Consider the following 26941-nt stretch of genomic DNA (forward strand, 5'->3'; position numbering starts at 1 on the left):
AGTGGAAGGGCACGAATATCGGAGATTTAGTAAGGTATATTCAATATATTAATTTTGAATCATTGAAAGCCAAATCTACTCGGTGTTTGAACTTCTTTATAGCAGCTATCCTAATAGAGTGTTAGATGTGATGAAGCGAAGCAAAAGGTTTCGGAGCATAAATGAGGTAGACGGACTAACGACCGATAGTTTTCCTTTAAATTGAATCAAGAAATAATTATTTCAGAGTTCAATTATTCAAACAAAATCATTAACTCAGATAAAAAAAGACGGTTCCTTTGCTACTTTAAAAAGGGTAGCAAAGAGAACCGTTGTCGTGTTTTATTGCGTCAAATCCACAAGTTTCTGGGCAAAGTTTTTAACGAGCTGCTTGCTTTCGGTTTGGCTGTAGCCGTTGAGTAATAATGAATAGGCTAATAGGTCGCCATCTTTTGTTTTGATATATCCTGAAAGTCCGGGCATATCTTTGCGATTTTCCAAAATTCCTGTTAACTGCGGACTGGAGATGTTGCCTAATCCGGTTTTTAAGCTACCGTCTTCACCTGCGTTCGCAAGAGAGGCGTAGAACACTGGGAAAGTCGGTTTTTCTGTTTGTGCTGCTAATAAGCTGGCAACTTGTGCTGCCGAAATTTGTGTGTATTTTGTCCATCCTGATCCATCCATCATATCAAATGGTGTGGAAACCACTCTATTCATCATGCGCTGAACCGTATCGATTCCCTCATCAAAGGTACCATTGCCATTGATTAGCGCTCCCAATGACCGAATAATCATTTCTGCAGTGAAATTGTCATTATGGTGATTCATATAGCTGACGATTTCAGCTAGAGTAGTTGATTCATAGCTATTCATAAGTTTGGCATCAGCTGGTTTGGCTGCACTCACCACTTGGCTATGCGGACTTACGTTAACCCCTGCTTCTTTTAACTTATTTCTCAAAACATACCCCGTATATAGATGAGGGGCTTCGATGGAAACATCTTTATATCCTTTATCCGTTCCGGCAGGCAATGTTCCTGAAATTTCAATGGTATTTTCTCCGCGAACTCTTTTGATTGCCAGCGTATTTTTGCTAGTTGCCTCTCCGGTGACGGCTTTATTGACAATTTTGATTTCATTCACATTTGGCTCCATTTTTACGTTAATATTCTTGCCGATCTTTTCTGGTTCATATTGGAGCCGGACCGTACCATGATTGACGGAAAGTGCTGTAATTTGCGGCTGGAATGGTTCACTCTCATTGTCCCATGTCCATCCTGGTGCATAGACATCGTCCGTGAAGAATTGACTATCCACGATAATGTTTCCTTTCACAAGATGAATACCGGCAATCTTGAGGTCTTGTGCGATTCCTTCAATCGTTGGGCCGCCTTGCACTTGCCGCTTATTGTCAGAAGCCAATGTTGGATCCCCATAGCCTTTAACAATGATATCCCCGTTTAAGATTCCATTTTTGATGGTGCCATTGGTATAAAGTTCTGTTTTAAACCGGTAGTTTTGTCCAAGGTTATCAAGGGCACTTGCGGTTGTTAATAATTTTACACTTGCTCCAGGCGTCAGAAGCGATTGCGGACTTCGGGCGTACAGCATTTCCTGTTTCTTCGTAGAATAAATCACTGCTCCTTTAATAATTCCTTTAAAGGCCGGATCATCCACTATCGGATCAAAATCTTTAGCCAAAGGAAAGCTTTGCGATTCAGGTGTGCCGGCAGGCGGCTGAGGCAAATTCGGATATTGCGCTAGAGCAATGGCAATTTGGTTCTGTAAATTTGTCGCGAAAGAACTTTTATAAATACCATTGAGTAAAATCGAAAACGCAAAGGTTTGTCCGTTTTTCGCCGTAACATAACCGGCAAGCGAGTTTACTCCGCTCATACTTCCTGTCTTGGCCTTCACATTTCCCTCAGCAGCTGTGCCCTTCAGTCGGTTTTTCAACGTACCATCTTTACCGGCAATCGGCAGAAAGGAAATAAATCGGTCTCGTTCCGGTCCGTCATACATGCTGTTCAGTAATTGAATATAGGAATGAGGAGAGATGTGATCCAAACGTGTTAGGCCAGAGCCATCTTTTTGGATAAAACCATCCTCCAGCCCCAAATTGTTTACCAGAAAACGATGAATCACTTCGGTTCCTGCAGCTGTAGATCCTACGCCGGACTCTTTGGCACCCAGCAGCTTTGTGAGCATCTCTGCGTAAAAATTATCGCTTTCTTTCACCATTTCTGTTAAGATATCATCTAATTTTGGTGATTCGACGGCTGCAGCTAAACGAACATCATCATCCACTGTGCCTTTTGCAACAGCGGATTTATTTTTAAAAGTAATGCCTTGTTTTACGAGTAAGTCACGAAATACGGTACCTGTAAAAGGCGCCGGGTCATGTATCGTGCGTGTGAGGGTATACCCGGTAGTAGAATAATTTTGCCCAATTGTTCCGCTTACGGCGATTTCATTTTTTCCAAGTGTTCGGTCAATTGTTAAAGAAACTTTGTTTCCGTCAACCGTTTTTGCCTTGTTGACAACTGTCACATATTCAGGTGCCGGGTCAATGGTGATTGTTGGGCTTTCGCCAATTTCCTTTCCTGGATGAACGGTAACATCCATTGTATTTTCTCTTACGGATAGGGCGCTCGTTTGCGTACTATAGCTGTAAGGCTCATCATCCCACATCCAGTCTTCTCCTAAACGCTGACCATCAAAATAGCTCTCGTCCACGATAATGTTTCCATTCACTTTTTGTATACCTTTATCTGCTAAACTTTTTGCCAAGGTGTCTAATTTTTCAACTGTCAGCGTCGGGTCGCCATAGCCCTTTAGAATGATGTCTCCATTTAGAACTCCCGCATTACTCAGATTTCCAGTAGTAAAAACCTTTGTCGGGATTGTCATATCTTTTGACCATTTGCTTACGGCTGCCGCAGTTACGAGGAGCTTAAAGACAGAGGCAGGAACAAATGTTTTATCAGAATGATAAGAGGCGAGCGTCTTATCTTCATCAAGCGAATAGACTTCATACCCCACAGACATTCCTTCACTATTTGGATTGGCGTTCAGCTGCTGAACATAGGCCTGTAAAAGCTGACTCAGTTCCTCCTCCTGAGTGGTTTGTGCCTGGATTTGCGGAACTAAAGAAATCATGAGCATGAATGCTAACAGTACCGATCCCCACTTAGCTTTCCATCGGTTCATATAATCTCTCCTTTCAATTAAAATAGGATTGTGTTAAAGATTAAATATTTCGACAACTATTTGTATATTCCTACTTAAATTACCATAATAGTAGATTAGCATCAGAAGAGTTTAGTCTTATTGGTTATGAGAAGGTAATAAGAGGTAAAAATTTAAGTAAATTGAATTGCTATTTAATGAAGTAGCCAGTGTAAAGCGAAAATTTAAAAAGCATGAAAAAAAATAGTCAATAATTGAAAAAATGCCTATCCATCCTCGTTATCCGGGGGAGAAAAACAGCGGGTTGCCATTGCTCGCGCCATTATCCATCAACCTAAAGTTCTCTTTGCAGATGAACCTACTGCAAGTTTAGATTCAAAAAGGTCTAAAGATGTGATGAGGTTAATCCGGGAATTGACTAAAACATTGAACATCACTACACTAATGGTCACCCATGATGAGGAAATGCTTTCCTATGCTGACCATATCGTTAAAATGAGCGATGGCATGGTTTTGCAGAGTGAAGATTGAGCTATGGTGCCTGCTCCCCGGCGTGTTAATGTATTAAAGTTAATGTATCGGGGGGCAGGAATTTTTTTCACGAAGCTAGGTCCACCACATATCCCCAACAGATTCTTTCACGATAACGGGCAGGAGATTTTGAATCGCTTTGGTAAATCCTTCTTCAATAGTCATTAATCCATCCTCGTGTTCGATGCTGATGACATCATCATAGCCATAAAGACGCAGCGTGCTGATGATGTCCGCCCATACCTTTAGTTCGTGGCCAAATCCGACTGTACGGAAATACCACGAGCGATTTCTCATATCCGTGTAGGACGTCATATCGGTTAAACCGTTTCGATTCATATTTTGTTGGTCGATGATGGTATCCTTCGCGTGGAAATGGTGGATGGCGTTTTCACGGCCTAAAATTTTTATCGCCTCTACCGGGGCAATGCCTTGCCACCACAAATGACTGGGATCAAGGTTGGCGCCGATTGCCGGACCGCATGCCTCCCTTAATCTCAGTAGTGTCGCTGGTGTATGGACGGAAAATCCACCATGCAATTCTAGTCCAATTTTCACATGATGCTGATCAGCAAAGGCGGCTTTCTCTTTCCAATACGGAATAATTTTTTCTTCCCACTGCCATTTCAATATTTCTTGGAAATCAATTGGCCATGGAGCAATCGGCCAGTTAGGATATTTTGCATCCTTATGATCACCAGGACAACCGGAAAACGTATTGACGACAGGGACACCAAGTTTACTTGCCAATTGAACGGTTTTATTGAAAAGAGCATCAGCTTCCTCGGAAATTTGTACTTGCGGATGTAGTGGATTCGAATGACAGCTTAATGCACTTATCGTCAGTCCTCTGCTGCCGATTTGATCCAAAAATTCTCTTTGCTTTGTTTCATCGGCTAATAATTCATCCACTTTACAATGGGCATCACCTGGATATCCGCCAGTCCCCAGTTCGACCGCTTCTATTCCTTTTGCGGCAACGAAATCTAACATATCCTCCAGCTTTTTATCTGAAAACAAAACGGTAAAAACCCCTAACTTCATAAAAATCCCCCCTTAATTGTAATCCGTTACTTCCATTCTATTAGTATGATAGAGCAATTATTATCAATATAGATTGATATAAAAGTAGAGCTATTGACATATATATAGAATTGAATTTTATTTAACCGTGGAATCGATTACAATTTTAAAACTGAAAGTGGGAAGCATCATGGCCAATATCCAACAGGTAGCTGAAAAAGCAGGTGTTTCCGCTGCCACGGTTTCAAGGGTGCTTAATAACGTAGCCTCCGTCAGTTCGAAAACAAGATTGAAAGTGGAACATGCGATTAAAGAACTGAACTATGAACCGAGCATGTTAGGGAGAAATCTAAGAAACTCCGAAAGTCGTCTGTTATTAGTGTTAATTCCGAGTATTTCCAATCCCTTTTATACAGAAATAATCAAGGGGATTGAAACGATTGCGATTGCCAACCATTACAACATTCTTCTCTGTGCCACAGACTCTAATTCAGAGCGTGAAAACATTTACTTTAACATGGTGAAAAATAAACTGGCTGATGGAATTATTTCGATGGATCCAACCATCAATAGGCAAAAACTCAATGAATTAGCTGAGAAACATTCGATTATCCTTTGTAGCGAGTACGAAGAAGGCGGTTCGATTCCTTACGTCACCATAGATCATAAATTGGCTGCCTATCATGCCGTGAAACATTTGATTAAACTAGGGAACAAGAAAATAGCCTTGATTAATTCTGATGAAACTTATCTCTATGCACGCCAGCGGAGAGAAGGGTATGAAAGGGCCTTAAAGGAGTTTGATCTGCCTATCCGTAAGGAATGGATCTATCATACGGAGCATCTGGAATTTGAACATGGAGTTCATGCGATGAGAAGGCTGCTGCAAGTAAACGAGCGGCCAACAGCCGTTTTTGCTGTATCAGATACCTTAGCGATTGGCGCCTTAAAGGAGATCAATGTAAGTGGTTTACATGTTCCAGATGATATCGCTGTTGTCGGATTTGATAAAATCAGCTTTTCCAATATGACGAATCCCACACTTACAACCGTTGCACAGCCGATGTACAAAATGGGTTGTACCGCAGCATATATGCTGATTAATCGGATAAAAGGAAACCAAGTGGAAAGTATTGTTTTAGAGCACGAATTAGTCATCCGTGAGTCCACAATGGGATAGATGTTGTTAGAAGAAATGAATTGAAGGGGGTATTATCTTTGGGCATAAAAGTAGGGATCATTGGCTGTGGTTCGATTGCGAAATTCCGTCATGCACCAGAGTATAAAGCAAATCCACATGTAGATGAGATCGTCTTCTTTGACCGTAAACTAGAGAGGGCAAAAGAATTGGCAAATGATTTTGGCGGCATTGCGGTTGAAACGGTGGAAGAACTATTATCTGATCCGACGATTGTGGCGATTAGTGATTGTTCCTCCAATGAGGCCCATCATATCAATTCTTCTCATGCGTTGTTAAGCGGCAAGCACGTTCTATGTGAAAAGCCTTTAGCAATTAATGTGGAATTTGCGGAAATAATCCTTCAAGCGCAAGCCATGTCCGGCAAAAAATTAATGGTGGATCATAACCAGCGATTTACTAAGGCCCATCAAAAAGCGAAAGAAATCATTGAGAAAAAAGAATTAGGTGAGGTACTAACCTTCAAGACTTCTTTTGGCCACCAAGGACCTGAAAGCTGGGGCGTAGACAAATCGAATGAGACTTGGTTTTTTAAAAAAGAGCGGTCCCATTACGGTGTCGCAGGTGATCTCGGCATTCATAAAATCGATTTAATCCATTATCTATTGGCTGATGAAATTGAAGAGGTTCATGCATTCCAAGGTGCCCTTGATAAAGTCGATGAACATGGCAAGCACATTGAGGTGTGCGACAATGTTGTCTGTGCCTTAAAGACGAAGAAAGGTCGTTTAGGAACAGCAGCATTCTCGTGGACTTATTACGGTTTGGAAGATAATTCAACCACCATTTATTGTCAAAAAGGGATTATCAAAATCTATCATCATCCTAAAAATCAACTGATCATCGAAAAGAAGAATGGCGAAGTGGTCAATTATGAACTAGAGCCGATGCAAACAAATGAAAACCAAACCACTACTGGTGTGATTGATTCCTTTATCGATTCGATTCTTCAGAATAAAGAAACAGCAGTTACCGGCAAGCAGGCGCTTGCAAGCCTAAAAGTGATTGAGAAAATCATTGGTTATTAAAAAAATGGATATTATGGCATATGTCACAGGTAAACGAACGAATACTTGAAGTAATGAATTGGATATTTATTTTTCAATACTATAAATGTAACGGATTTCATACTATAGAATTAGAAAAAGTATTACTAAAGTAATATTCATTAATACCATCAATGACATGCAAAGGGGGTTGTCATGTTAGAACAGCTGGCCATCAATTCGAATACGTACCACGGTTATTCTTTAGAGGATGCGGTTAAAGGAGCCAGGAAAGCAGGTTTCACTCAAATGGAATTATCCGCAGTAAAGAGCCATACCGCCCATGTTTTGGCGGAAATGTCGCCGAAAGAACTGAATAGCGTGAAGGAATTGCTTCGAGATTACGGGATGAAATGCGTCGGTATTGGTGCACACAGTAACGTGATGAAAGAAGAAGGAATTACTAATCTATTAAAAAGCGTTGATTTGGCTGTGGAATTTGACTGTAACTATATCATCACCGCTACTGGTGATACCCATGAAGTTGCAGATGTGATTGATGATCAGAAAGTTTTAGTAGCGAATTTAGAACCGATTATTGAAAAGTGCGCGAAGCTGGGTAAAGTGCTTGTTCTTGAAACGCACGGACATAACTTTCCAACCGGCACTTCGTTAATAAAATTAGTACAGTCGTTTAATAATCGCGTCAAAATAAATTACGATACGGCAAATGTGATTTTTTACGGGAATACTTTACCCTATGAAGATTTAGAGGCTTCCATTGATTATGTGGAATTCATCCATTTGAAGGATAAGCTTGGGTTATATAACGAGTGGAATTTTCCGGCTATCGGGGAAGGGGATCTCGATTTCACTAAACTATTTGGAATACTGAAGAAAGCAAACTATAAGGGTCCAATTAGTGTTGAGATTGAATTTACCCCATCAGGGCCCGCAAATCTTGAGGAAGTAAACCAAAGTGTAAAAAGATCTTTCAGCTATCTTTCCAAACTAATCAGTGCGTGGAAGCGGAAGCTATGAAGAATGTAGGTCTAGTAGGTTTAGGATTTATCGGTAAGACGCATTTAGAGGCATACCGTAATCTTGAAAATTGTCAAGTAACGGCAATATGTACGAGAAATGATGTCGCAATTCCAAGCCATTACAATGGATCCTTTGTGACAAACTATGAGGATTTACTAAATGATAAGGAAATCGATATCATCGATATCTGCTTACCAACCTATTTACATGAAGAATTTCTTATCAAAGCCTCAAATGCCGGAAAACACATCATTTGTGAAAAACCATTAACCTTAACGTTGGAATCTGCCAATCGAATGGTTGATGCGGTTACGAAAAATAAAGTGAGATTATTTGTCGCGCATGTGCTGCGATTTTGGCCAGAATATAAGCTAATTAAACTATATAGCGAAACCGAATTGAAGGATTTGGAAATCGTTCATGCCAGAAGATTAGGTCAGGCACCTGCCTGGAGCTGCTGGTTTCAAGACCCTCAAAAAAGCGGCGGTGCCTTATTTTACCTCCATATCCATGATATAGATTTCGTCTATTATTTGCTCGGTCCGGTTGACACTATCTATGCTGTTGGGACGAAAAACAAATATGGGGCTTGGGATCATGTGATGACCAACCTATCTTTTAAAAATAAAAGTAAGGCCTTTGTAGAAGCATCCCAGCGAATGCCTTTGGGATATACCTTTACTTTTAACTTTAGAGCCCAAGCAGGCACAGGGACAGTGGATTTTACTATTTCTGCTGGTAAAAATATTGAAAACATTCATGACAGTACTCATCAGTTTATGTATTATGCTAACCAGAAGAAGTCTTCAATCGAAATTGAAAAAGAGGATGCCTTTCAAAATGAGCTGGCGTATTTTGTGAATTGCTTAGAAACGAACCAAGAAAACCAAGTGATTCCTCTTGACGACGTTCTCTATACCCTAAAGTTATTAAAGGCAATTCAACAATCCTTAGAAACAAGGAAAGAAGTCCGGTTATAGATGTGAAATCATTGGAAAGAAGTTACTTATTTGTAGATGAATGGTTTTATGTAAAGTTCTATTTTTAGAAGATTATGAGAACTACTAAGGGGGTTCGTTGAATGAAAAAGGCTCTTTCTTTACTGTTGCTGATTGCAGTGATTATGGTACCACTGCTTAGTGCATGTGGTGAAAAGGCAACAAGTGATCCAGGTAAAAAAGACGACAAAGGGACGAAAAAGCACAAGATTGGGATTCTTGCACCAGCGGTAACGCATGGCTGGGTTGCTGCAGTTGCCTATAATGCAGAAGCTCGTGCAAAAGAACTATCCGGTGAGGTAGAATACAAGATTCAGACAAGTACGAATGCCCAAGAAATGACTGCTCAATTAGATGATTTAAAAACATGGGGGGCGGAAGCCATTGTTGCTTTCCCGCAATGGGAAGGTATGGAGGTGCCAATTAAGCAGGCACTGGATGAAGGAATTAAGCTTGTAAACTTTGATATCAAGATTGATGTCGACGGCGTGTACCGAGTTGCTGGCGACAACAAGGATATGGGGATACAAGGAGCGAAGTATATTGTCGATAAAATCGGGAAAGAAGGAACAGTTGCCATTCTTGAGGTACCTTCTTCAGGATCCGTTTCAGTACTGAGAAAAGAAGGATTTGTTGATACATTAAAGGATCTTGCACCAAATATGAAGCTTATCACCTATGCAACACAGTTTACACGGGAAGATGGGTTGAAGGATTTTGCTGATATTTTGACAAAAAATCCAAAGATAGATGCCGTATACTCCATGGACGATGAAACCTCTATTGGTGTCCTGCAGGCAATCAAGGAAGCGGGTAGAACTGATATTAAGGTGGTGACTGGCGGCGGTGGGATGCAGGAATATTTTAAAATGATTCGGGAAAATAATGATATCTTCATCGAGTCGGCACTTTATAGTCCAGCGATGGTGAAAGATGCTGTAAATGTTGCCCTTAAGCTTTTAAAGGGTGAAAAGGTTGAAATGGAGACGATTATTCCGACCACAATCGTAGATAAATCCAATTATAAGGATTTCCTTGACGATAAGTCACCGTATTAATCGATTATTATAATGGACCAAAACAGAAATAATGGAGGGGTTATGGCAGTTGCTATAGCCTCTCTTTTAACAAACGACTGGATGTGATTGTCATAATAATCGAGATGAAAAATATTCGAAAGTCTTTTGGCAGCAACAACGTACTTAAAGATGTGTCATTCACACTTAGAGGCGGTGAGATATGTGCCTTACTTGGCGAAAATGGGGCGGGAAAATCAACCTTGATGAATATTCTTGGCGGCGTTCATCAAATGGATGAAGGGACAATTATCTTAAATGGCAAACAAGTACTGTTCACCACGCCCGCACAATCACAGGAGGCGGGTATTGCCTTCATTCATCAGGAATTGAATCTCATCAATGATTTACCAATCTATGAAAATATGTTTCTTGGGAGAGAGTTAAAAACCAAGAGAGGAAGTCTTGACCTAGAAAGAATGATTCGCGAAACCGCAGAAGTGTTCAAACAAATGAACGTAAACCTGGATCCCAAAACGATGGTTCATGAGCTGGATGCTTCCTATAAACAAATCGTTGAAATCTGCCGGGCGATGATGATGAAGGCATCGATCATTATTATGGATGAGCCAACGACCTCTTTAACGGATCAAGAAATCGAACGCGTCTTTACCATGATGAGAACATTGAAAAACAGCAAAGTGGGAATCATTTTCATCTCACATAAATTGAATGAAGTCATGCAGGTTTGCGAGAAATTCATCGTTCTCCGGGATGGACAACTTGTGGAGGAAGGAACGGTTAATGCAGTAACGACTGATGACCTTGCCCGGTTCATGGTGGGTTATGATGTGAGAACCGAACCGCTCCTGCGAGAAAAAAGAATAGGAAATGAAGTATTGCGTGTTGAAGGACTTACATACAAACATACTTTTCGCAATATCGATTTTTCAATCAGAGAAGGTGAAATTCTTGGCGTTACTGGACTCCTTGGTGACGGACGAAGCGAACTTTTTCAAGCGATTTTTGGAGCAGAAAAAATGTCATCCGGAATAATTTTCTTGAACGGTAAAGAAGTAACCTTCAAGAGTACAACCCAGGCGATCAATCACGGGATTGCCTATCTACCAAGAAATCGGAAAGAAAATGGAATCATCAAGGATATGAATATTTTTGAAAACGCCTCGATTGTCACTTGGCCAAAATTTTCAAAACGAGGTGTCATTCAGACCCAACAGCAAGAAGAGAATTTTGAAAAACAGCGTCAGGCACTAAGGATTAAGATGGGGAAGGTGACAGACAGCATCAATAGTCTCTCAGGCGGAAATCAACAAAAAGTTGTGTTAGCCAAGTGGCTTTCGGCTAGCCCCAAATTGCTTATATTAGACAACCCGACCCAAGGGGTAGATGTGGGGGCGAAAGAAGATATCTATGATATTATCCTTCAACTGGCTGAAGAAAACATTGCTGTCGTCGTGCTTTCGAGTGAAGGGCAGGAAATCATCCGCATTTGTGACCGCGCACTTGTCATGTACCATGGTGTTATTCAAGGGGAAGTGGCGGGAGAGGAAATGAATCTGCACAATATTATGAGTCTTGCAACGGGTGGACAGTTGACTATGTGAGAGAGGAGGAAACGAAGGATGGAAACTAAAGCTGTAAAATCCAATAAAAACGTTTTTAGCTGGTTTCGAGCAAAATGGATCGACGTTCCGTTGTTTAGTATAGGCATAGCCTTCTTGATTATGGTCATCTTGCAGACATTGGTTCTTGGATTTGAATATGATTCGTTCGGCAGCTGGTTTCAATCGTGGTTGAACAACTGGGTTAATATTCTGCGAAATAATGCGGGTATCGGGATCATTGCTTTAGGGATGACGTTGGTTATTATGACAGGCGGTATTGATTTAGCCGTCGGTTCTACTTTGGTTGTAACAGGTGCATTTGCGATGATTCTTCTCGATACCAGTACAAAAGGTATCTTGGGAATCTTGGGAATAACCGGAATTCCCGCGTTTGTCGTTACAATCATTTTAGTGATGCTTTTCGGCTATTTGTTGGGATCACTCATCGGTTTGTCCATTACGAAAGGGAGGGTCCCTCCATTTATTGTGACATTGGGCGCGATGATGATTTTCCGAAGTGTTACACAGCACTTCATGCAAGGGTATAATCCGAAGGTGCCGATGGAATTTTTACAGATTGCTAGTTTTAAAATTGGAAATTATATGATCATGCCCATAATCTTTTGGGCAATCATTGCCTATATTCTTTACTATGTGTCCAAGCGAACCACCTTTGGAAGACAGATCATTGCCGTGGGATCCAATGAAAGAGCAGCGAAACTTTCCGGTGTCAATGTGGAAAAAGTTAAGCGGTGTGTCTACGCTTTGATGGGACTTCTTGTTTCGATTGCTGCACTCATTCAGGTTTCTCGGATTGGTTCGATGGACTTTTCGAATGCTGGAAGAGGAATGGAAATGGACGCGATTGCAGCAGCTGTCGTCGGTGGAACGAGCATGATGGGCGGAAGAGGCTTCATCATGGGAACTGTTTTTGGGATGTTGATTATCGCTGTCATGAACAATCTATTGAATCTATTTGGTGTGCCGCCTTTCCTAAGAGAAGCCTTTAAAGGGATTATCGTGATTGGAGCCGTGCTCTTGCAAAGAAAGGAAAAAACATCTTAGGGGCGGGGGTCAGGTTTCTTGTCCCAACTTAGTTGGCGCCGCCATATACTAAGCGATTTGTGTGCCAGGCACATTTAAAGTTTAATATCAAAAGTAGTTTGTATTTGGTGTTTGCTAGAATATTAAAGTAAAATAAAGGTAAATGTATTGTGGGAAAGGGAAAAACTTATGCCATTAGAAATTGTTCGCCATGATATTACAAAGATGAAGGTAGATGCGATTGTAAATGCTGCGAATACAGCACTGAAAATGGGTGGTGGTGTATGCGGAGCTATATTTCAAGCAGCGGGTGCCAGTGAGTTGCAAAGAGCATGCAATCAAATAGGTCAGTGTAAGGTTGGGGAAGCCGTTATTACGGATGGATTTAAATTGGATGCAAAATATATTATTCATACACCAGGTCCTAGTTGGCAGGGAGGCTCAAATCAAGAAGCAAATCTGTTAAAGGCATCTTACTATAACTCATTAGAACTAGCAAACAATCATCAATGTGAATCCATTGCATTTCCGTTAATTTCGACGGGCATATATGGCTATCCAAGAGAGGAAGCCTTACAAATTGCGGTTTCCACTATCAGTTCATTTTTATTCAATCATGACATGCTCGTTTATCTTGTTGTTTTTGACAAGAAATCTTTCGGTTTAAGCAGAAAGTTATTTACATCTATTTATCAATATATTGATGAGCATTATGTAGAGGAAGCCGAAAGCACTTTTAAACGAAATAGAAAAGAACGATATATAATGGAACAACTGCGGGAAGTTGGTATTCCTCAGGAGAACTTATAGAGGCAGAGTATTCCTTAGTAAACCTGTTGGACCAATTGGATGAATCTTTTTCCACGCGGCTGCTTCGTTTAATTGATGAAAAAGAAATGACAGATGTTGAGACATATAAAAGGGCGAATATTGACCGGCGATTATTCTCAAAAATTCGAAATGGAGTCGAATATAACCCCCATAAGAAAACCGCCATTGCTTTTGCCATTGCTTTAAAATTGAATTTAGAGGAAACGATTGCTCTGCTGACTACCGCCGGTTATACATTGTCACGCAGCAGTAAATTTGATGTCATTATTGAGTTCTTTATCGGGCAAGCCAACTACAATATTCATGAAATCAATGAAGCCTTATTTGCATTTGATCAGCCGTTACTCGGTGCTTAAAATGTCGCTTTCAAAGCGACCATTTGTTATCGGATTATTGTTATCCTTTGTTTATCAAAGAACGGAGGATGACATTCATGAAAAATAATTTTACAGAAATAGTGTTTATTTTAGATAAAAGCGGCTCAATGGCTGGCCTTGAAGCAGATACAATTGGCGGTTATAATGCGATGCTGATGAAACAGCAGAAAGCTGAAGGGGAAGCCATTGTTACTACCGTAATATTTAATGACTTATACGAATTATTACATGACCGAATTAATGTAAAGGGAATATCCCCGATTACGGAAGCTGATTATGAAGTAGGGGGTACTACTGCATTACTAGATGCCATTGGTTTTACCATTCAAAAAATGGTGAATGTTCAAAAGAGGACAGGTGAGGATGAACGTGCGGAAAAAGTTCTATTTGTAATTACAACGGATGGAGAGGAAAATGCCAGCCGTGAATTCACAACGAGCAAAATCAAAAAAATAGTTCAGTATCAAAAAGAGAAATATGGCTGGGAATTCCTGTTCCTTGGAGCCAATATCGATGCCATCACAACCGCTGCCCGGTTTGGAATCAGTGAGGACTTCGCAGTGGAGTACCATGCTGATAATACGGGAACGCAAATAAATTATGAAGCGGTAAACGAAGTCGTGATGAATCTTCGCAGTGGCAAAAAGATTGATCGAAGCTGGAAGGAAGAAATTGAAAGGGATTATAATCGGCGGTCGAGAAATCAATAAGATACAAAAATTTTTCGATTCTTTTAAGAGAACCATCGTCTACTGCTGAACCGTACATGCGTCCAATCATGTACGGTCTGTTCCATTTTTCCTATCTCCTTATATTACATTTAATCTGTATTTTATTGCCTTTTTCATGTAAGGTAGAGTAGAACGTAAAATGCTGAACAAGCAGTTACGGCTTGTTATATGGAAGTGGGGGATGGTTATGAGAAGACTGATTTTGTCGACAGAGAGTGGCGCGGATTTACCAGAAGAATTAGCTGTCAAACATAATGTTCAAGTGGTCCCGATGCACGTCATCATGGATGGGCAGGATTATTTAGACGGTTCGTTACCGATAACGGATATTTATAACTATTATGAGCGGACCAAAAAAATACCCTCTACAACGGCTACAAATTCCCATGAATATCACCAATTTTTTACGAGGATAAAAAATGATTATCCTGATTGCATCATCATACATATTGGTTATACCTCAAAGGCATCATCTTCCTTCCAAAATGCGATCATTGCATCGGAAGAATTGGATGATATTTTTCTAATTGACGCTTTGAACGTTACAGGTGGATTAACTGCGATTGTAATGTATGCGGTTACTTTGTTAAAGAATGAACCTGCGATTGACCCTGTTCGCTTTGTAGAGAAGATTGAATCAAAGGTTCCTAAATCAAGACTGGCTTTCGTTCCAGGAAATTTAGATTTTTTAAGAGCAGGTGGACGAGTTAGTAATCTAGCATATCTCGGAGGGGCTTTGTTAAAAATAAAGCCGCGGATTGAACTAATTGATGGAAATCTTGTTTCAACAAAAAAATATCGAGGGAAAATGGATGTAGTTACTGAAAAACTTATGCGGGATTATTTAACTCAATACGACATTGATAGAGAACAACTTTATCTTCTTTATTCAATTGGACTTGATGATAGGATCAAGCAGCGGATGGATGAAATCGCTAAAGAAACTGGTTTTAAAAATGTTAAATGGATTCAAGCCGGCGCGATGATATCCACTCACGCTGGACCTGGCGGCTTCGGTGTGGCAGGCTTAGAAGTTTAGTGGGGACGGGTGGACAGGTAAGTGTCCCTCCCTTCCATTGTTTTAATTAGATTTTCTGTGGCAAGGAACCTGTCCCCTGGTCCCCCTTACTATCGATAATCAGTTTGCAATTATTTGATTTTCCTTTATTATTAAATTATTCAAATCTATCAAAAGATTTCAAAATCTAGGAAAGTAGGGAGAGGGAAAACAGATGCAGGAACAAAAATTGTCGAGAGGTCTAAAAAACAGGCACGTACAACTAATCGCAATTGGTGGGGCAATCGGAACGGGATTATTTCTTGGAGCAGGAAAATCTATTCATTTAGCAGGACCATCCATTTTATTTGCTTACTTGATAACAGGGGTAATTTGCTTTTTAATCATGCGCGCACTTGGGGAACTGCTTTTATCCAATTTGAAATATCATTCTTTTGTTGACTTTGTAAAAGACTATTTAGGTAATATGGCAGCGTTTATCACCGGCTGGACTTATTGGTTTTGCTGGATTTCAATCGCAATGGCCGACTTAACAGCTGTTGGTCTCTATACTCAGTATTGGCTTCCTGATGTACCACAGTGGATGCCGGGACTAATCGCCCTAGTTATTTTGCTAATCATGAACCTTGCAACTGTAAAACTTTTTGGCGAAATGGAATTCTGGTTCGCATTAATTAAAGTCATTGCGATTCTAGCACTAATTGTTATCGGCATTTTCATGATTATTAAAGGCCTTTCCACAAATTCGGGCTCATCCAGTTTCACGAATCTATGGAGCCATGGCGGCATGTTCCCAAATGGCATAAATGGCTTTATCCTCTCATTCCAGATGGTAGTGTTTGCGTTTGTTGGCATCGAACTTGTAGGACTAACTGCAGGTGAAACAGAAGACCCTGAAAGAGTTATCCCAAAAGCTATTAATAATATTCCGATACGGATATTAATTTTCTATATTGGCGCCCTTATCGTCATTATGAGTATTTATCCGTGGAGTGCTATCAACCCAATGAAAAGCCCATTCGTCCAAGTCTTCGTGGCGGTTGGTATCGCAGTAGCTGCTGGTATCGTCAATTTTGTCGTCCTAACATCTGCAGCTTCGGCATGTAACAGCGCCATCTTCAGTACAAGCCGGATGGTATACACACTTTCCAAAGATAAAAATGCACCTGTACCATTTGCAAAACTTAATGCCCGTAAAGTACCTTCCAATGCCTTGTTCTTTTCCACTGTTGTCATTCTAATTGCCGTTATTTTGAACTATGTTATGCCAGAAGGAGTATTTACGCTGATTACAAGTATTTCTACAGTATGTTTCATATTTATTTGGGGAATTACGGTCATCAGCCATTTGAAATACCGGAAAACTAGGCCCGAACTAGCAAAAGTGAACAAATTTAAATTGCCGCTTTATCCATTTTCCAATTACTTAATCCTTGCTTTCCTAGCGTTTGTTCTTGTCGTACTTGCTCTTGCGGAAGACACTCGTGTTGCCTTGTTCGTAACTCCCGTTTGGTTTATTTTGCTGATTGCGATTTATATGATGCGGAAACCGAAGGCGAATCCTATTGATAAAGTGAATCAAGGGAAAATAGCTAATTAAGCGACAACTCTGGAGAGCGTAGTTACAGTTATACGCCAAATGGTAAGGTTCATAATCGAACTTAAACTCTTAAGTTAAAGGACAAAGAAGGGTAGAACGAAGCCTTGTGCTACCCTTTTCTGCCCTTTTTTGCGTGCAAAAATAAGTTACTAATTTTCCAAGGAACATAGAAGTCTATGTTAAAATAAAGAAAAATATGAATTTATTAAAAAAGAGATTTCGCAATAATATAGTAATAAATTTTGAAATGTTTGGAGGCGATTTCGTGTTTTATCAAGACGATGATTTATTAATAAGACCGATTATAGAAGAAGATTTACCAGTCATTTGGAAGCTTATTTATCAAGACGAAACCCCTGAATGGAAAAAGTGGGACGCACCCTATTATGAACATAAGCGTATATCCTTTGACGAATACATAGGGCAAAAAGAAAAATGGATAAACCGAGAAGATCGCTGGGCAATTGTTGTGAAGGGTGAGGTTGTCGGTACAGTTAGCTATTACTGGGAGCATAAACCTTCAAACTGGCTCGAAATGGGAATCGCGATTTACACTCCCGCCTATTGGAGCGGCGGCTATGGTACAAAGGTTCTCCGAATGTGGATCAATCATTTATTTAAGACATTGCCTTTGGTCCGTGTCGGCTATACAACTTGGTCAGGGAACGAGCGGATGATAAAGGTTGGCGAAAAGCTAGGGATGACAATGGAGGCCCGGCTTCGAAAATGCCGGTACTATAATGGAGAATATTATGATTCTATTAGAATGGGTCTTTTGCGTGAGGAATGGGAGGCCAATCCACGATTTCGTGAATAAATCAGCGACCGTAATCATTGTGATTGCGGTCGTTTTTGTATTTGGTAACGGACAAGCGGAGTGCTGCAGAAATGGATGGTAGAACTTTGCGTTTTTTTGGGGATTATGATGAGGGAAAATTGTTTCTCGCGATAGATTTTTTATCTTCTAGTGCCCGCGTTCCCACTATTTTGAGCTTTGCGGTCACATAAGATCCTCCTATGTGATCCCTTCCCTCCTTTTTTCTGCTCTACATTCGCAAAGAATCTAATTACATTGATTATCAAATGCCAAGATAGACTCACTTGTAATAATCGAAATATTTCGAATAATAGAAGGGTTTGCATGGCCTTAAAGAGAAATACATCAAAGACATATTAATTCAATTTTGAGGGGGAAGAGTTATAAAAAAGACAAAGCTTATTGTTGCATTCTTATATATTGGAGGGGGATTCACTTTATTAGTACTCACCTTTTTTACGTTAAAAGTCGTCCTGGGGAACCCTGAGATTTCTTCCTATTCCCAAATTGACAATAAAGATATTTATCGAATCGAATTTATTTCGGCGGATTCAGGGAGCCCATTTTGGAATAAGGTGAAAGAAGGAGCTCAAAAAGTGGCAAACAAGGAGAAAGTGGCGATCGAGTTTCAGGAAACATTTCAAGCAGACATCTTTGGATACTTAAAAAATATCGACAGGGCCATTTCATCTCGAGTGGACGGAATTGTTGTTCAGGGAAAGGAAGATCCTGAATTTATCCAAATTGTGAATAAAGCATTGCAAAAAGGGATTCCGGTCATAACTGTTTTTACTGATGCACCGGATAGTCTACGTAAAACTTATGTTGGTCCTAATCACTATCAAGAAGGGCTGATTCTGGGAGAACATATAGCTTCAAAGTTAAAAGGCGGCGGGAAGATAGGTATTGTTTACGGAGGTCCACCAATTAGCCACCTGTCGTTAAGGAAACAAGGGATTGAAAATGCTCTTGCATCAATTCCAAATATACAAATTTTAGAAGTGCCGAACTATTCTGCTTCTAACCAAAATGGGTTAGAGGAAACGACGGAACTGCTCAACAATTACCCGGAATGCAGAGTTCTTTTTGGATTGACGGAAGAGGCAACTAGTGGAATTGTACAAGTAATCAAAGGGAGGGGCAAACTACAAGATTACTCAATTTATACCTTTGATCAGAACCCGGAGATATCGGAATTCATTAACAATGGAGTGGTTTCCGCCGCAATAATACAGTATCCAGAAGAAATCGGTGCTCAAAGTACAACGCTTATGCTTAGGTGGCTGGAAGGCATTGAGTACCCTCTAGAGCCGAATTATTATACAAACGTACAATTGCTTGAAAAAAGGTGAAATAACATGAAGACAATCAGAAATAAGATAATATTTTTATTTGCTGTTATATGGATCATGATTTCGCTTGTTTGGCTATTAATGATTTATTCCAATCAAAAGACTATTGAAAATTATAATGAAATTTTACAGAGGTATTTGCTAATAAAGGAGGCCTCACAATTAAGTCAAGACTCCATAAATGCTTTGAATCAATATTTTATTAACTCGGCTGAAGAGTCAAAAAATGAATATTTGGGTTTTAGTAAGAAATTGAAAAAAACGCAAGAGAATCTCAATGATTTTAGAAATCAAAACAATTTCATTTCTCTAAAAAATTACGACAACATGATCAAAGGTCAGTTGGAATCAATGGGACTAGCGGCTTCATTTTTCCAAGAGAAAAACTATACCAAGTCATCTATTCATTTTACTGAGGCTGCGAAGACATCAGCGTATATATCAGAAACTACGCTACTACTTATTAATGGAGAATTAAATACATACGAAAATTTTTACAAGAAAACCATTCAGCAAAGTAAGGATTCTATTATGTTAAGCTTTTTGACATTAGCATCGACTTCGTTCACTATGTTATTGATTTTTTTCAAGTTTTCGAACGACATTACCCGCCCGATTGTTACGTTAACGAATGCTGCACGGGAAATTTCCAGTGGGAATTTTGAACGAAATATTGATATCCGAACGAACGACGAAATGAACTTTCTTGGCAGCACCTTTAATCAGATGAGAATTAACCTCAAAAAGTTGATTGCGGAAATGCAGATAAAGGCGAAGGTGGAACGCGAATTGCAGGAACATAAACTGCTGCTAAAAGAAAGCGAATTGAAAACGTTGCAAAGCCAAATTAACCCTCATTTTTTATTTAATACTTTAAATACGTTAACCAAGAAGGCCTATTTGGAAAATGCTACGGAAACAAGTAACTTAATTATCTCGGTATCCGATTTGCTTCGCTACAATTTAAAAAGCATGGATATTTCTACAACCATACAAAATGAGCTCAAAGGTTTGGAAGACTATCTTACGATTCAAAAAGCACGGTATGAGGAGCGGGTCCAATATTCGATACATGCTGATGAGGAATGTCTCTCCTTTAATCTACCAAGCCTCACGCTGCAGCCGTTTGTCGAGAATGCCTTAATCCATGCCATCGAACCTTTTCCAGAAGGCGGGAACATTGCGATTCGGATTCGAAACATGGGAATTCATAACATCATAGAAATTGAAGACAACGGACCAGGTATTCCGCATGAAACCATACAATCAATCATAAAAGGATACTCTCAAATTGAATATAAAGGTCATTCCACAGGTATCGGGATACATAATGTCATCCGACGCTTACAGTTATTTTATGGAGTGAATGACATCATCGAAATTGAAAGTAGGGAGAATCAAGGGACGCGCATTATTTTGAAATTACCAAATATGAGAGGAGATTAAAATGATTAACATTCTCATTGTTGATGATGAACGCGTTGAAAGAATGGCACTTAGACAAATTATCGAGCAGGGTATCGAAAATATCAATATTGTCGGGGAGGCGGAAAATGGCTTGAGAGCCATTCAATTAGCTGAAGAGCTGAAGCCCGATCTTATTTTGATGGATATTCAAATGCCAGGAATGGATGGATTAGCCGCCATTAGGGAAATTAGCAAGAAGAATTCGGCTATTCAATATATTATCGTTTCAGCATACGAAACATTTGAATATGCACGACAAGCGTTACGTTTGGGAGTAAAGGATTATTTGCTTAAACCTAGTCGAATAGACACGATTATTGAAACGGTTCAAAGTCTAATAAAACGAATTCAGTCGGAAAAAAACGAAAGGAATATCAGAAATCAGGAGGAAATTAAGATTCAACAGTTGCTGCGAGAGTATCATGAAGGCAGCCGACGGGCAATTGAAACGGAAAATAACATCCTAGAACAATTACGTCAAGGGAACGAAGAAGGGGTTTATAAGCTTGTATTTTCTTTCGTTGAATATTGTGAGGCATCTGGAAAAAGCATATCTGAGACGCAACAAAGGTTGCTCCGAATTGTGTTATTAATATCGCGATTTTTAAATGAAATAGGAATTGAGATTGAAACACCATTTTTTTCTCTTCAAGCAGCAAATTATCAGCAAATGAAAACTGAAAGCCGGGTGGTATTAGAAAAAATGCTAAATTCATTTACTTTGATGAGAAAGGAAATCTTTCCAAATATATTTCAAACACTTAAACAGTTTATTATTGCACATTCCCATAAGGATATTACCTTAGATACTGTAGCTGCACATGTAAAATTAAGCCCCTACTACGTTAGCAAGCTATTTAAGGAGCAAAGCGGTACGAACTTTATTGATTTTTTAACAGAATGCCGAATAAAGAAAGCCAAGCAATTGATGATTGATCCTGACAATAGCCTAAAGGAAATTACCTTTGAAGTTGGCTTCCATGACCCAAGCTATTTTAGCAGGGTATTTAAACGAAGTCATGGTATTTCACCTACTGAGTATAGGAAAAAATTGTTAGTCAATCACCAAAAAGTGCTATGAATAACAAGAATGTACAAGAAAAAGTAATTTGAAAGCGCTTTAAAACTGATACTATAGAATTGAAATATTCAGAAAGATAGAGGCGAGTATATAAGAATGAGAGGACCTTGGAGAAGTAGCAGTGTAATTTTTTTATCCCTGATTTTTATGATTTTCTTTACAACATGTACTAAGAATCCAACTCTTAATACTGATGGAACAGCCGAGGGGCAAAACGTAAATTCAGAGAACGGCAGAAATAAAGGAAAGAAAATAACGATAGGATTTTCGATGGACACGTTACGTGAAGAACGGTGGTTGCGCGATCGTGATTATTTAGTTGCAAAAGGGAAGGAACTAGGTGCTGAAGTACTCGTGGAAGCGGCAGAAAGAGATGATGCAAAACAAATCACCCAAGCAGAAACCCTAATTAGCAAAGGTGTAGATGTGTTGATTGTAGTTCCACATAATGCAGACGCGGCTGCCGCGATTGTGGAAAAAGCGCATGCTGCGGGCATCAAGGTAATCGCTTACGACCGTTTGATTACGAATTCCGATATCGATTTATATATTTCATTCGACAGTATCTTAATCGGTGAACTTCAAGCTAAAACGGTTGTGGAGCATGCACCAAAAGGAAAATATGTACTTATCGAAGGTGCTGATACCGACTATTCATCCCATTTATATAAAAAAGGACAAATGAACATATTACAGCCGCTAATTGAAAAAGGGGATATTGAGATTGTATATGATCAGTGGACAAAGAATTGGAATCCAGCGGATGCACTGACCAATATGGAAAATGCTTTAAGAGCAAATAAGAACCGGATTGATGCCATTATTGCGGCAAATGATGCTACGGCCGGAGCGGCTATCCAAGCATTAGCAGCACAGAACATGGCTGGAAAAATTCCGGTAAGTGGGTTAGATGCTGAGCTTGCGGGATGTCAAAGAATCGTTGAAGGAACGCAATTAATGACTGTATATACATCAATTCAAGATATGGCTGAAACAGCAGCGATGGTAGCGGTAAAATTAGCAAAAGGTGAAAAGGTTGCTACAAATGCTACAGAAAATAATGGAAAAATCAACGTCCCGACCATTTTGCTTGAACCGGTCGCAGTAACGAAAGGAACGATTGATGAGACGGTAATTTCCAAAGGCTTCCACAAGAAAGAGGAGGTGTATAAAAACGTAAAAAATGGCGATTAAGGAGGTGACAAACTTTTTTCCATTTTAGCTTTATATATCAAACGAGTAAACTGTCAAGTAGTTAAGTAAAGAATGAGGGAGGAAAGAAAATTGCATGTAAACAGGTCATTCAAAAAGATACTTAATATTTCGATGGCTCTTTTGATCTCTACTTACGGTTTAGTTGCAACAGGCTTATCCATTAAAGCCCAATCGACTAATTCCGGTAGTACGAACGCGAGTTCACCCGTTTCCAGTGATGTTTATTCATTAAAGAAAGCGATTAAGTATGATAATGTATATCAATTACACAAAAACTGGCAAATCCAATCCTCAGCCATTGCAAAGGAAAATGGAACTGCCATTTCAAAACCAGGATATAAAACAGACGGTTGGTTTAATACAACAGTTCCTAACACTGTAATGGGAGCTCTGATTGAAGCAGGTGATATTGAAGATCCGTTTATTCACGATCGTATCTCCCGTACGGATGAATCCAGATATAATGTTCCATGGTGGTATCGTACCGAGTTTACCTTACCTACAACCGAGCACGGAAAGAAAATATTAGTGAACTTCCAAGGGATTGGTTATCAAGCCGACATTTGGGTTAATGGAAATAAGGTTGCGAATAAATCTGATATTATTGGTTCTTTTAGAACCTACGAATTAGATATAACCAAATATGTTACCGCTGATGGTACCACAAAAAATACTATTGCGGTTGAAGTAACGAAATCCAACTATGGAAAAGATTTCTCAATTTTATGGGTAGATTGGGTTCCTAGACCGACTGATAATAACATGGGCTTATGGCGCGATGTATTTATCACTACTAGCAGTGACGTAACAACGCGTAATCCATTTGTAACCTCTAAGGTGGATCCTGACCTTTCAACAGCAAGTCTAAATGCCTATGTAGATTTGACGAATTACTCCAATGATTCTGTTGCTGGAACCCTCGAAGCAACTATTAAAGACCCTTCAGGTGCAATTCTGACCACGCTTTCGCAGCCTGTGACTCTGAATGCCGGGGCAAATGATCAAGAAATTGCTTTTACATCGGATAAATTTAAAGAGCTAAAAATGAAAGACCCAGAATTATGGTGGCCTATTAATATGGGTGAACCATCTATGCACACGATTGAATTCAAATTTATAGGAAATGATCAAAAGGTAATAGACAGCATTACCCAAAGATTTGGTATCCGTGAAGTTACAACGGAGATGAATGTATCACCATCTCCTAGAACTAACCCGCCGTTAAAGGATATGGTGCAGTTCTATGTAAACCATAAGCCTGTCCTAGTAAAGGCTGGAGGGTATTCTCCTACTGACTTGTACTTACGTCGTGATATGGATACAAATATTGCCCTTGTTCAATACCTAAAAGATATGGGCTTGAATGCAATCAGGGATGAGGGTATTTTCTTCGATGACAGATTGATCGACCTTTTAGACGAAAACGGTATGTTCTATATGGGCGGGTGGACTTGTTGCAGCAAGTGGCAGCAACCTGCAGCCTTTAGCGATAGTGACCTTGACATCGTAAATAAATCGTTGATTTCTCAACTTCGCGAATTAAGAGTCCATCCCAGTATGATCGCTTGGTTGAATGGAAGCGACAACCCTCCATCTTATAAAAATGAGATCCCAGCCGGCGGGACTCTTGCACGCGGGAAAGAAGTAGAGCAGACATTTCTAGATATCGAAAATCGTTTGCACTGGGATCAATATGGGGCAATCCTCTCCAGCGGCTCTGCAAAGGTTGCCGAGTTAACCGGAACTGTTAGTGGAATGCATATGGACGCTTCCTATGATTATGCTCCTCCAGCAATGTGGTTTGAGGATATGGATCAAGGTGGTGCCTTTGGATTTACTTCAGAAGCAGGACCTGGCCCAAGTATTCCGGTCATTGAGACGATGAAGAAGATTCTTCCTGAAAGAGTATTGTGGCCGTACAATGTTGGGGGAGATAATTATCAACAATGGAATTACCACAACGCAAGGGGGATTTTTAGGGATCTTTCCAAATTTAACCTAGCAATGGATAATCACTATGGAGAGTCTCACAATCTTGAAGAATATAATATCAAAGCACAGGTTCAACAATATGACACACAGCGGGCTGTGTTCGAAGCACTGAATGCAAATAAATATACAAAGTCAACCGGATGGGTCCAGTGGATGCTTAACAATTCTTGGCCAAGTATGTTCTGGAATCTATTTGACTTCTATATGAACCCGAATGGTTCGTATTTCGGAGCAAAGAAAGGCAATGAGCCGCTCCATATTATGTTTGATTATAAGTCAAAGGAAGTTAAAATTCTTAACAGCACGAATAAAGATTATTCCGAGTTAAAAGCAAAGGTTCAAGTATACAATATCGATAGCAAAAAAGTATATGACAAAGAGTTTAAAAACCTTGAAGTAACTCCAGATGGAGCGAGCAAATCTGTTGGTGGTCAACCTAAGCAAGTCGGCTACCAAACGATTAATTTCAATGGCAAGATTAATGAGGCACATGGGATTACAGTGGTTGATCAAATTTATGAAGGGAATCTTCAGGTATCACCTACTTATTTCATAAGACTAGAATTAAGAGACGCCAAAGACAATCTTGTTAGTATAAACTCCTATACGCAAACGACGAAAAAAGACTTGGTAAGATACCAGAATCACGGATATGCTTATACTCCACAGGATCAGTTCGCTGACTTCACCCAATTGCAGCAGCTTGGTCAGGTTGAGCTGCAAATTGAAGGAAAACCGAAAATAGTGAATAACGGCCATGAACAAACCCTTACCTATACGGTTAAAAATAAGAGTAATTCAATTGCCTATGCCGTATTCGCCAAAATCAAGAAAGGCGCTAATGGTGACCTGGTTGCCCCGGTAAGAATGGAAGATAACTATTTTATGCTGCTGCCTGGAGAGAAGAGAACCATCTCGGCAACATACAAATTATCTGATTTGGGTAATGCAACTCCTGTAGTTGAGGTAAACAGTTACAACAACTTAACATCGAAGAATAAACCGATGCCGACTACTACAAATCTAGCTTTGGGAAAAATAGCAACGGCATCATCAACACAAGGTACTGCAAATACTCCAGACAAAGCATTAGACACCACAATGTATACAAAGTGGCAGAGTTCAACAAATGATACAACTGGCGCCGATCCCCAATGGTTCAAGGTTGACTTTGGCGAACCAACGACATTTGATAGAACGATTATCAGATGGGATTATGCGAACTATGCACGGAACATGGTCCTAGAAGGGTCAGATGATGGCGTAAATTGGGAGCCAATCTACAACGGAACAAATCCTAACGGTTCCTCTGTAAGTGATTTACAGTTTGACTCTGTAACTAAGCGATATATTAGGCTAAAGATGTCAGGAAAACGCCCGGCAGGTCCGCAGATAGGAACGGGGACAGGAAATGGGGTAACCGGATTAGGCGCAGCCCCAGCATCTACCAGCTTTAATATTGCTTCGTTCGAAGTATACGCTGGGCCGCTTAGTCTTGAAACAATTCAAGAGAAATTGGAGAAGTATATTTCTAAAAATGAAGTTCGTTCACCATTAACTAATCAACTAAGCAATAGTCTTCAGCAGGCCATCTACCATGAGGAGAAGGGGCAGCGTGATCAAGTGATAAAGAGTCTCACCGATTTTCTAAAGCATATGAACAATGAAGCTCATAAGGATAAAATTTCTGAGCAGGCAAAAGCAAAATTGACAGCAGATATAGAACAATTAATTCTAGAGTGGCAATAAAAGCTTTTTGGCATACCAGAATAATAATTTGCAAAATATAAAAAGTCCTGAAAAGTATAATGATACGGCAACCTACCA

Annotated in this window: 18 protein-coding genes and 2 pseudogenes; 18 read left to right on the plus strand and 2 right to left on the minus strand. The window is 39.8% G+C overall.

From position 1 onward, the window contains the following. Window positions 1–321: 321 nt before the first annotated feature. Complete coding sequence (gene dacB / locus ACFVSW_RS00775) at window positions 322–3189, minus strand: D-alanyl-D-alanine carboxypeptidase/D-alanyl-D-alanine endopeptidase (RefSeq protein WP_387311130.1); 2868 nt, start codon at window positions 3187–3189, stop codon at window positions 322–324. Window positions 3190–3426: 237 nt separating this feature from the next. Here dacB and ACFVSW_RS00780 point away from each other — a divergent pair. Next, a pseudogene (locus ACFVSW_RS00780) lies at window positions 3427–3699 on the plus strand (ATP-binding cassette domain-containing protein); the annotation flags it as partial. 75 nt (window positions 3700–3774) lie between these two features. Here the strand turns inward: ACFVSW_RS00780 and ACFVSW_RS00785 are convergent. Beyond that, complete coding sequence (locus ACFVSW_RS00785) at window positions 3775–4743, minus strand: sugar phosphate isomerase/epimerase family protein (protein ID WP_387311132.1); 969 nt, start codon at window positions 4741–4743, stop codon at window positions 3775–3777. A gap of 169 nt (window positions 4744–4912) precedes the next feature. Between ACFVSW_RS00785 and ACFVSW_RS00790 the strand changes: the two genes are divergently transcribed. The 17 genes and pseudogenes from ACFVSW_RS00790 (at window position 4913) to ACFVSW_RS00870 (ending at window position 26863) form a co-directional block, all read left to right on the plus strand. Further along, on the plus strand, window positions 4913–5902 hold the full coding sequence (locus tag ACFVSW_RS00790; RefSeq protein WP_387311134.1) for a LacI family DNA-binding transcriptional regulator: 990 nt from the start codon (window positions 4913–4915) through the stop codon (window positions 5900–5902). Window positions 5903–5940: 38 nt separating this feature from the next. Beyond that, entirely contained in the window at window positions 5941–6948 is a 1008-nt protein-coding gene (locus ACFVSW_RS00795; protein ID WP_387311136.1) for a Gfo/Idh/MocA family protein, read from the plus strand. Window positions 6949–7122: 174 nt separating this feature from the next. Beyond that, window positions 7123–7947 carry a sugar phosphate isomerase/epimerase family protein gene (locus ACFVSW_RS00800; protein WP_387311138.1) on the plus strand — a complete coding sequence of 275 codons (825 nt, stop codon included), beginning with the start codon at window positions 7123–7125 and terminating at the stop codon, window positions 7945–7947. Next, a complete protein-coding gene (locus tag ACFVSW_RS00805) occupies window positions 7944–8930 on the plus strand; it encodes a Gfo/Idh/MocA family protein (protein WP_387311140.1) in 987 nt (328 codons plus the stop codon). Before ACFVSW_RS00800 ends, ACFVSW_RS00805 begins: the two co-directional genes overlap by 4 nt. Before the next feature lie 101 nt (window positions 8931–9031). Then, window positions 9032–10006 (plus strand): ABC transporter substrate-binding protein, encoded by a 975-nt coding sequence (locus tag ACFVSW_RS00810; protein ID WP_387311142.1) that lies wholly within the window; start codon window positions 9032–9034, stop codon window positions 10004–10006. Between the two features lie 104 nt (window positions 10007–10110). Next, a complete protein-coding gene (locus tag ACFVSW_RS00815; protein WP_387311144.1) occupies window positions 10111–11589 on the plus strand; it encodes a sugar ABC transporter ATP-binding protein in 1479 nt (492 codons plus the stop codon). Window positions 11590–11607: 18 nt separating this feature from the next. Beyond that, a complete protein-coding gene (locus ACFVSW_RS00820; protein ID WP_387311146.1) occupies window positions 11608–12654 on the plus strand; it encodes an ABC transporter permease in 1047 nt (348 codons plus the stop codon). 168 nt (window positions 12655–12822) lie between these two features. Further along, window positions 12823–13820, plus strand: a pseudogene (locus ACFVSW_RS00825) (macro domain-containing protein). Window positions 13821–13897: 77 nt separating this feature from the next. Next, window positions 13898–14551 carry a vWA domain-containing protein gene (locus ACFVSW_RS00830; RefSeq protein WP_387311148.1) on the plus strand — a complete coding sequence of 218 codons (654 nt, stop codon included), beginning with the start codon at window positions 13898–13900 and terminating at the stop codon, window positions 14549–14551. Between the two features lie 208 nt (window positions 14552–14759). Further along, window positions 14760–15611, plus strand: coding sequence for a DegV family protein (locus ACFVSW_RS00835; RefSeq protein ID WP_387311150.1), 852 nt, complete (start codon window positions 14760–14762; stop codon window positions 15609–15611). A 193-nt stretch (window positions 15612–15804) separates the two neighbouring features. Beyond that, the gene (locus tag ACFVSW_RS00840; RefSeq protein WP_387311152.1) at window positions 15805–17190 is read left to right on the plus strand and encodes an amino acid permease; all 1386 of its coding nucleotides are present in this window, start codon (window positions 15805–15807) and stop codon (window positions 17188–17190) included. Window positions 17191–17455: 265 nt separating this feature from the next. Next, window positions 17456–18007, plus strand: a complete 552-nt coding sequence (locus ACFVSW_RS00845) for a GNAT family N-acetyltransferase (RefSeq protein ID WP_387311154.1) — start codon at window positions 17456–17458, stop codon at window positions 18005–18007. Window positions 18008–18546: 539 nt separating this feature from the next. Further along, entirely contained in the window at window positions 18547–19359 is an 813-nt protein-coding gene (locus ACFVSW_RS00850; RefSeq protein WP_387311646.1) for a substrate-binding domain-containing protein, read from the plus strand. A 6-nt stretch (window positions 19360–19365) separates the two neighbouring features. Beyond that, complete coding sequence (locus ACFVSW_RS00855) at window positions 19366–20805, plus strand: sensor histidine kinase (RefSeq protein WP_387311156.1); 1440 nt, start codon at window positions 19366–19368, stop codon at window positions 20803–20805. 1 nt (window position 20806) lies between these two features. Then, on the plus strand, window positions 20807–21907 hold the full coding sequence (locus ACFVSW_RS00860; protein ID WP_387311158.1) for a response regulator transcription factor: 1101 nt from the start codon (window positions 20807–20809) through the stop codon (window positions 21905–21907). 96 nt (window positions 21908–22003) lie between these two features. Continuing rightward, window positions 22004–23101 (plus strand): D-xylose ABC transporter substrate-binding protein, encoded by a 1098-nt coding sequence (gene xylF / locus ACFVSW_RS00865; RefSeq protein WP_387311159.1) that lies wholly within the window; start codon window positions 22004–22006, stop codon window positions 23099–23101. Between the two features lie 90 nt (window positions 23102–23191). Then, window positions 23192–26863 carry an FIMAH domain-containing protein gene (locus tag ACFVSW_RS00870; RefSeq protein ID WP_387311161.1) on the plus strand — a complete coding sequence of 1224 codons (3672 nt, stop codon included), beginning with the start codon at window positions 23192–23194 and terminating at the stop codon, window positions 26861–26863. Window positions 26864–26941 lie beyond the last annotated feature (78 nt).

This window comes from Neobacillus sp. NPDC058068, from assembly GCF_042885335.1.
Taxonomy (GTDB): Bacteria; Bacillota; Bacilli; order Bacillales; family Cytobacillaceae; genus Neobacillus.